General features: G+C 43.7%; 9 protein-coding genes and 1 other annotated feature. Of the genes, 4 read left to right on the forward strand and 5 right to left on the reverse strand.

Translation table 11 applies throughout. From position 1 onward, the window contains the following. Positions 1-38: 38 nt before the first annotated feature. Positions 39-301 (reverse strand) — a binding site (T-box leader). A gap of 47 nt (positions 302-348) precedes the next feature. The 4 genes from ytxC to ACPW7N_RS01740 all read right to left on the reverse strand — a co-directional run bounded on the left by ytxC (position 349) and on the right by ACPW7N_RS01740 (position 3,864). Further along, on the reverse strand, positions 349-1,263 hold the full coding sequence (gene ytxC / locus ACPW7N_RS01725) for a sporulation protein YtxC (protein ID WP_425649275.1): 915 nt from the start codon (positions 1,261-1,263) through the stop codon (positions 349-351). A 102-nt stretch (positions 1,264-1,365) separates the two neighbouring features. Next, complete coding sequence (mqnC, locus tag ACPW7N_RS01730; protein WP_425649276.1) at positions 1,366-2,472, reverse strand: cyclic dehypoxanthinyl futalosine synthase; 1,107 nt, start codon at positions 2,470-2,472, stop codon at positions 1,366-1,368. A 420-nt stretch (positions 2,473-2,892) separates the two neighbouring features. Further along, positions 2,893-3,111, reverse strand: a complete 219-nt coding sequence (locus ACPW7N_RS01735) for a hypothetical protein (protein WP_425649277.1) — start codon at positions 3,109-3,111, stop codon at positions 2,893-2,895. Positions 3,112-3,183: 72 nt separating this feature from the next. Next, positions 3,184-3,864, reverse strand: a complete 681-nt coding sequence (locus tag ACPW7N_RS01740) for a spore coat protein (RefSeq protein WP_425649278.1) — start codon at positions 3,862-3,864, stop codon at positions 3,184-3,186. Between the two features lie 105 nt (positions 3,865-3,969). On the opposite strand from ACPW7N_RS01740, the gene ACPW7N_RS01745 reads away from it, so the two are divergent. The 3 genes from ACPW7N_RS01745 to gerQ all read left to right on the forward strand — a co-directional run bounded on the left by ACPW7N_RS01745 (position 3,970) and on the right by gerQ (position 5,664). Continuing rightward, positions 3,970-4,539, forward strand: a complete 570-nt coding sequence (locus tag ACPW7N_RS01745; protein WP_425649279.1) for a YqaA family protein — start codon at positions 3,970-3,972, stop codon at positions 4,537-4,539. Between the two features lie 117 nt (positions 4,540-4,656). Further along, positions 4,657-5,085 carry a cell wall hydrolase gene (locus tag ACPW7N_RS01750; protein ID WP_425649280.1) on the forward strand — a complete coding sequence of 143 codons (429 nt, stop codon included), beginning with the start codon at positions 4,657-4,659 and terminating at the stop codon, positions 5,083-5,085. A 99-nt stretch (positions 5,086-5,184) separates the two neighbouring features. Beyond that, positions 5,185-5,664 carry a spore coat protein GerQ gene (gene gerQ / locus ACPW7N_RS01755; RefSeq protein ID WP_425649281.1) on the forward strand — a complete coding sequence of 160 codons (480 nt, stop codon included), beginning with the start codon at positions 5,185-5,187 and terminating at the stop codon, positions 5,662-5,664. A gap of 83 nt (positions 5,665-5,747) precedes the next feature. Here the strand turns inward: gerQ and ACPW7N_RS01760 are convergent, their stop codons facing one another. Next, positions 5,748-6,695: an L-lactate dehydrogenase gene (locus ACPW7N_RS01760; RefSeq protein ID WP_425649282.1), complete on the reverse strand. Its 948-nt coding sequence runs from the start codon at positions 6,693-6,695 to the stop codon at positions 5,748-5,750. Positions 6,696-6,923: 228 nt separating this feature from the next. On the opposite strand from ACPW7N_RS01760, the gene ACPW7N_RS01765 reads away from it, so the two are divergent. Beyond that, entirely contained in the window at positions 6,924-7,631 is a 708-nt protein-coding gene (locus ACPW7N_RS01765) for a Crp/Fnr family transcriptional regulator (RefSeq protein WP_425649283.1), read from the forward strand. Positions 7,632-7,784: the final 153 nt, after the last annotated feature.

A 7,784-nucleotide genomic window follows, 5' to 3' on the forward strand; every position in this document is an offset into this window, starting at 1 on the left:
TCCTTCCAAAATAAAAATAAAAAAAACGCCAATCCCTGGAAAGGGACGAGCGTTGTTCTCGTGGTACCACCCTAATTCGGATTACTGGTTATGCTTTTCTCTAGGATAAGCCTACCAAATAACCCCTCAATCTGTGATAACGGTTTGGGTAACCGGCATGTCGATACTGAAAGCTTGCGCTTGTTCCCGACAGCTACTCAAAGGGGGTAGAGCATATTTCGCACACTGTAGGCTTCCAGCCAATGGCCTACTTCTCTGAAAGCGGCTAAAAATACGTCCATGTCCTTCTCAATGTATTTGCATGTGGTTTTGTAAGAAAAGCTGAACCAAAAGAGGTGCTCGCTTTTCTTATGTATTATAGAGAGACGATTTGGTGAAGTCAAGAGCCCGCTTCGTATTTAGGCAATAGGCGCATGAATCACAAACGGAGAGTCGATCGTCAAAAATACTGTACAACGTATCTTTCAGTGTGCTTTTTTGATTGGCAGCGTGAAACAGGATTCGTTTGGGGGCCAATGTAATCAATGCACTGACCAAATAATCCTCTTCCCGGAATTCCTGCCCAACGGAATGGAGAATCATCTCTAACTGCTCCATGCTGATGCTGTCCCCGTTTTCATCAAAAAACGAAAGCGGTTTGGTTCCTCCACCCACCACATGAACCAGCTCATAACGTGTCTCCTGAATAGAAACAAAATAGCGAAGCAGCTCAACGAACTCCCTGTATTCCTTCTCTTCCAAATATCGATCTACACCCAATTCCACTGCATCATACAGTGCTTCCAAATAGGATTTCATGCGGAATTGGACGAACCCTTGCACGACAATATCATTTGACTCCTGAAAGTAATCCATTAACAAATCGTATAAGACCAACTTCAAGGAGCCTGCATTGCTCATCATTTCATTTTCCAGTAGCACCGTCTGAATGTACGGATAGACAAGATCCCATTCCGAAACCAGCTCAGGTGCCACATCTCTTCGAAGAAACTGTTTGGCCATAAGCGGTTGCATCGTTTCAATCAGCCAGTCCACAAGAATAAGTGATACAAAAGATCGTACAACATCTCTTGTCTCCAACGTATATTCTTCAGCGGACCAGCTTACGAAAGTGTAGACATAACTCCTGGTGTTTTCTTCTTCTCTTATCTCAATGGTAATTGGTGATATCGGGATCAACTGTCTGTATTTATCTACAAACATGCGAAATGAACGATGGCTGGCGGGTTTGTCTTTTTGGAGTAGCACGGATAAAGTCTGCACGTTGCGTCACCTCCAACATCTGTAGTTACAGTATATGTTGGAGGGACGGTGATATACTTTTAAGAAGTTGGAAATGAGGTGCAAAAAGTCCGGGAAACCGGATTAGTTCTGCATCACAAAATCAGTTTCTGCCATTTCCCCATCCTTAAACACACGCAATGTTTCATACTTGGTATTGCGTTGGGCAGGAATTTTTCCTGCTTCACGAATCAACTCAAGAATGTGGTTTGTATTCACTTTGTATGCGCATTTAGCTGCGGAAACTACATTTTCTTCCATCATCGTCGAGCCAAAATCGTTTGCCCCGTACGACAGGGACAACTTGCCGTAATCTGGTCCTACCGTTACCCAAGATGACTGGAAGTTTGGTACGTTATCGAGCATCAAACGACTGATTGCCAACGTCTTCAGGTATTCTTCAGGCGTGTTGTTTACCGCTTGCATATTGGTATTGTCCGGCTGGAACAACCATACGATAAACGCTTTAAAGCCATTCGTCTCATCTTGCGCTTCGCGAATACGCATCAGCGACAGTACCCGCTCTTCCATTAATTCTCCAAAGCCGATAACCATCGTTGCTGTACCTGGGAGTCCAACACGGTGAGCCGCTTTTTGCACGTCAATCCATTCCGTCCAAGACCCTTTGAGGCGAGAAATTTTCTTGCGAGTACGATCGTCCAGGATTTCTCCACCTGCTCCAGGTAGGGAATCAAGTCCGGCTTGTTTCAGACGAATCAGGGTTTCTTCGACCGTAAGACCGGAAACCTCAGCAATCTTCATGACTTCAGCTACAGACAAGGAATGCATGGTGATTTGCGGGAAACGTTGCTTGATTCCTCTCAGCAAGTTCTCGAAGTAGTCAATTTTAAGGTCGGGATTCGTACCGCCTTGCATCAAAATTTCAGTTCCGCCTACATCTACAGTTTCTTGAATTTTTTGGAAAATGACATCATCAGGCAGTACATATCCATCTGGTGAACCAGGTGCACGATAAAAAGCGCAAAATCTACAGTACGTATCACAGACGTTGCTATAGTTAATATTTCTTCCAATGACAAATGTAGTTATCGGGTCTGGATGCCATTTCTGCATGATCTGATTGGCAGCATGACCGATTTTTTCGATCTGGTCGCTCTCAAATAAATAAAGGCCGTCTTCAAGTCCAAGACGTTCCCCTGCAAGTGCTTTAGCTAAAATTTTATCAATCAAAAGGATCCCTCCTTTGTTCTCCCTCTATGCATCTTTCATCCTACCACATTACGATTGAACAAGGAACCCTTCGATGTATAAGCCCTTAATGGATAAAAGCAAAATGCTCCTGCCATGAGTGCCTGTTACACCCTATTGACAGGAGCATCCGATTCAAATAGAAAAGTTAAATCATTTTAACGTGTTAAAGTGATTTAACTTCTCCATTTGCGAAGCCATACAAGAAAAATGCTTGTCCTTTTCAAAGCGACTTTGACAGTGCAGCCTAGACTTTCCCTCAATCGTTAGGAAATAAAGTGGGCAACCAGCGTTACTATGGTAGGCGGCAGCATGTTTGACCACTTCCTAACGATGAGGAAAGTCGGACAGTTCATCTGCTTTGCAAACTGTCAGGGAGACATGAAAAGGACAACATTTTTCCTATTCGAAACCGATCTGTTCGTATACTTCCGGATCCCAATAGATCACGCAATTGGCCAAAGGAAAATTCACTTCTCTTGCGCCATTGGGTTTGCCATTAAAATAAATGATTTCAGTTACGACAGCACGTTCTCCGCGAATGGTAATTTCGCCTTTGATCTGGTTTTTGCTGCCATCTGGAGCATAGTAAACAATTTGTCCCGATCCAATATCTTTCATGGAAACCTCCCTAGGTAAAAAGAACGACCTTTCTTTTATAGTAGGGAGACAAAAGAAGTACGTCAATCAATTTCATGAATCTTTTACAGAATCATCCACATTTTGATTCGGGGTTTCGAATCCACTGGAGAATACCGTTTCGTTGAACGGGGATTGTGAAGACTGCGAGTGAGTTTCCCACTCCTGAGTAGTCGTCTGTTGATATGGAGGCTGGTCGTGAAATCCTCGGAGTACGTGACGATTCGAAAGATCGGCAAGTGTGGGAACAGCGTAATGACCTTGGGAATGGAGGTACCCCCAAATCTCATATGCTTGGTGGGCGCAGTTGTTGGCACATTGCAGCATCATTTGTCTGATCGTTGCATCTGCACATTCCAGCGTTGCATGCATGCGCATTGCAGCACCTGCTTTATGTAAGGTAAGAATACAAGAGGCAATATCCCGGTCATCCATTTGCTGATGAATAGTTTGGGGATAGTCCTTTGGAACTGCTATGTTTGATACGAGCGGCTGGCTGCTAATGTTGGAATGATAAGCTGTAGTGTTTGTTCCAGTAGCAAGACCATGAACAAAGTGAACGACTTGATTATACTCATCTGTCATGAATTGCAATTGATTGTTAATAATCTGGCGAAGTGTTCTATCTTTTACATTTTGATAATAAAGTTGAAACGTATTTATGGTATTGATCGTATTTGTTAATACATCATGCAATTCCATGACTTCATGGGCACCGTAAGGATAGGTGTGCATTCGCTTGATCCTCCTAACATGATCTATCTCTATCCAGTATGTCCAGAAGCAGTGTATACTAGTATATAAGATTTGATTGATAACAGTGAGTAAAAGGAGCCCGGCATGTTCGATCAAATAACAGAATTATTTATGCAATACGGTGTGTGGGGACTATTTGCCCTTGCATTCCTTGACTCATTTATTCTGCCTGTACCGCCCTTTTTCATGCAAATTGGAATGAGTCTCATGGATCCCAGTTCCTCGCTGGAGTACGCCACTTATGCTTTTATCGGGTCGGTTCTCGGTGCGCCCGCAGGTTATCTTCTAGGGAAATGGCTAGGAAAGCCGCTCATGCACAAGGTACTGCCCCAAAAATGGGCTGATCTGGCTGCCGAGCAGTTTGCCAAGAATGGTGATGCCGCTGTATTAATTGGTTCGTTTACTCCGATTCCTTTCAAGGTGTTTACGATCCTCACAGGAGTTTTTGGGTACTCGTTTTGGAAACTGATGTTGTATGCAGTCCTTGGACGAGGGCTGAAATTTTATTTGGTAGGAGTGCTCTTCCATTTTTATGGAAAACACGCCAAGGAAATCCTTGATCAGTATCAGGAGACGACACTGCTTGGGATTGCCGCTCTTGTTGCATTGGTCTGGTTTTTTTTCAAGAAAAGAAAAAAAGTACATAACACGTAAAAACACTTTCAACAGCCTTCCTAAAAAAGAGGGCTGTTGTTTTTTTATATAGACAATCACCTAATTTAACGGAACCAATATATTGGTAATGTAGTCCGTGCGCATGGAGGTGAACGAATGGCCGTAATCAAAGCAAACTCAAACGATATCGATATGTTAGCTCGACTCATCCGGGCAGAAGCCGAAGGAGAAGGAGATCTCGGGATGCTAATGGTTGGAAATGTAGGCGTGAATCGCATCTTATCCGACTGCCTTGATTTCAAGAATATTCGAAGCATGCGAGATATGGTGTATCAATCCCCTGGCGGATATGAAGCTGTACAAAAGCCGTACTTTTATCAAAGAGCCAGGGATAAGGAAAAACGCTTGTCCAGGCGTTTGGTCAATGGAGAGAGACAGCATCCAGCCAGTAATTCGTTGTGGTTTTTCCGACCAACAGGCGCTTGTCCCGGACAATGGTATAACCAGCGAAACACAGGAAGATACAAGGCACACTGCTTTTTCGCACCGACACCTCGAAATTGTCCACGTGTGTTCCGAGGGTAAGAAATCAGGTAATCAGGTAAGAGAACAAAGAAAAGGTAATGATGCCTAGAGTGAGAGCGATTGATCTCGCACCAGAGTACACAATAAGGGAGAGACAGTATGAATACAAATCAATTTTTCGGCTACATGCCGCATTGCTATCCGATGGAATACGGTCAAATGCAAATGCAACCGCAAATGCAAATGCAAGCACAAATGCCATTTCCCCAACAATTTGAAACACAAATGCAACTTCCTCCATTTGAGCAACAAATGGTACCGATGCAACCAAGTGGCAGTGTGATTCCAGGGGCTCCACTACCTAGTGGGCAACCATTTGTGGAAGAATCGTACATCGAAAATATCTTGCGTGCGAACTTAGGGAAGACAGCGACCATTTATCAGACCTTTGAAAACAACCGGGAATGGAATGCAAAAGTATTTACAGGCGTTTTGGAAGCGGCTGGACGTGACCATATCATCATCAGTGACCCCATGACAGGCCGCAGATACCTGCTCTTGATGGTGAATCTGGACTATATTACATTTGATGAGCCACTTAACTACGTGCGTCCTACTTTGCCTCCGGGCGTGCGGTAGTTTATATAAGTCAGTCAACTAACAAAGAAAAATGGATAGAGATTCAGATTTGTTCTGAAATCTCTATCCATTCCTTTTTCTCTTTAAGCAAAGCCAATTTGCTCCAGGAATTGCTTCAACGTACCAGCCGAGTGCTGTAATTTGGAAGCCTCTTCCTCCGTGATTGCCAGAGGTACGAGCTCTTCGACTCCATTTTTACCAACGATTGACGGGACACCCAGACAAACTCCGCTGATTCCGTGATAATCGTCAAGATACGAGGAAACTGGCAAGACTGATTTTTGATCCTTGAGGATTGCTTCGCAAATGCGAGCAAGAGCAAGCGCAATAGCATAATATGTAGCGCCTTTTTTCTGGATGATTTGATAGGCTGCCCCTTTGGTATCCCGATAAATGTCTTCCTTCTGTTCATCGTTTAGATGCCAGCGGGAGGTTTCCCCGCATTTTTCGGGTACGAGACCAGCTACATTCATGGAGCTCCACAGTGGAACTTCTGTGTCACCGTGCTCACCGATAATCATGCCGTGCACACTCCTTGGATCAACTCCCAATTTCTCACCAATTAAATAACGGAAACGTGAGCTGTCCAAAAGTGTCCCTGATCCGATGACCCGGCTCTTATCCCATCCCGACAGTTTGAGCGCTACCTGTGTCAAAATATCAACAGGGTTGGTAGCAATAAGTAAAATCCCATTCTGATTGTATTTCAAAATCTGTTTAATGATGGAATCAAAGATCGCAACATTGCGATTCATCAGGTCAATCCTTGTTTCACCCGGTTTTTGAGCGGCTCCAGCCGTGATGACAATCAGGTCTGCATCAGCGCAGTCAGGATAGTCTCCAGCAGTAATCTTCATCGGAGTTGCCAGCATCAGTCCGTGATTTAGATCCAACACGTCCCCTATTGCCTTGTCCTGATTGGCATCAATGATGACCAGTTCGTTTGCCAGGCCTTTGAGTAATACAGTATACGCGAATGTTGCTCCTACAGCCCCACTGCCTATTAACACAATCTTCGACGACATACCCATGCTTACCATCTCCACTCTTTCTTCCATCAAATTTCCTCAGTTATCGATCCTGTGACAAATTCAAATGGAAACACATCTCTATTAGTATTGTAACAATGTTTAGTGCTCATCCGAGTGACTTTCTTCACGGGATTGATGAATTGTTCTGTATGAACTTATGCGCATATTCTGTTATACTCATCATAATAGATTTTTTTCACTATTATTTGTTACAGAGGTGAGTCACCAATGCCCCCGAACGGGCTGTCATTTTCCGATCAGGTTTCTGCTACCTTTACGAGTCAGCTTGATACAATAGCAACCAGTCATACGTTCAAGACAAACCATGTTCTGTTTAATGATGGAGATCGTGCTGATTTTCTCTACTTAATCCACTCGGGTTCGATAAAACTATTCAAGACTACAGAGGATGGCAAAGAATTAACACTGCAAGTCTGCAATGCAGGTGAACTTGTGGGAGTTGTTGGCATTTTCGAAAAAAATCTGTCCTATAATTCCACTGGCATTATCCTTGATACAGCAGAGCTTGCGATCATTCCAAGGGCGAATCTGGAGAATCTGTTGCTTCAGAACAGTGATTTTTGCGTGGAGTTTATGCGGTGGATGGGCATGGTTCATCGTCGTACCCAGTCGAAATTCCGTGACCTTTTGCTCAATGGCAAGACAGGTGCTCTTTATTCTACGTTGATCCGCATGAGCAATACCTACGGGGTAAAACAACAGGACGGTATTTTGATTGATCTGTCTCTCACCAATCGTGATCTGGCTCAATATATCGGTTTGACGAGAGAAAGTGTCAATCGAATGCTGGCCGATTTACGCAAAAACGATGTCATTGATATTTTGCCGCTTGGTCACATTCTCATCAAGGATTTATCTTATTTGAAATTGGCCATTCACTGTGACGACTGTCCACCTGATATTTGTCAGATTTAACCCTCGTAGCATAGCCTCGAGGGTTATTTCGCACGGTGGTCAAAAAAACAGTGTGTCAAAAAAACAATCAGCTACTGGTTTCTGTAAAAAACGTCTCGACGTTTTTTATAAAAAGTTGATGTGACCGCAGGTCGTCAAAAAAACAGTCAGCTG

This window comes from Brevibacillus nigriterrae, from assembly GCF_049846925.1.
Taxonomy (GTDB): domain Bacteria; phylum Bacillota; class Bacilli; order Brevibacillales; family Brevibacillaceae; genus Brevibacillus_H.

What these genes read in the sequence shown, in the direction of transcription:
- ACPW7N_RS01735 (WP_425649277.1), bottom strand. Translation starts at nt 3,111, where the DNA reads ATGAAAGATATTGGATCGGGACAAATTGTTTACTATGCTCCAGATGGC.
- ACPW7N_RS01745 (WP_425649279.1), top strand. Translation starts at nt 3,970, where the DNA reads ATGTTCGATCAAATAACAGAATTATTTATGCAATACGGTGTGTGGGGA.
- ACPW7N_RS01760 (WP_425649282.1), bottom strand. Translation starts at nt 6,695, where the DNA reads ATGGGTATGTCGTCGAAGATTGTGTTAATAGGCAGTGGGGCTGTAGGA.
- gerQ (WP_425649281.1), top strand. Translation starts at nt 5,185, where the DNA reads ATGAATACAAATCAATTTTTCGGCTACATGCCGCATTGCTATCCGATG.
- ACPW7N_RS01765 (WP_425649283.1), top strand. Translation starts at nt 6,924, where the DNA reads ATGCCCCCGAACGGGCTGTCATTTTCCGATCAGGTTTCTGCTACCTTT.
- ACPW7N_RS01740 (WP_425649278.1), bottom strand. Translation starts at nt 3,864, where the DNA reads ATGCACACCTATCCTTACGGTGCCCATGAAGTCATGGAATTGCATGAT.
- ACPW7N_RS01750 (WP_425649280.1), top strand. Translation starts at nt 4,657, where the DNA reads ATGGCCGTAATCAAAGCAAACTCAAACGATATCGATATGTTAGCTCGA.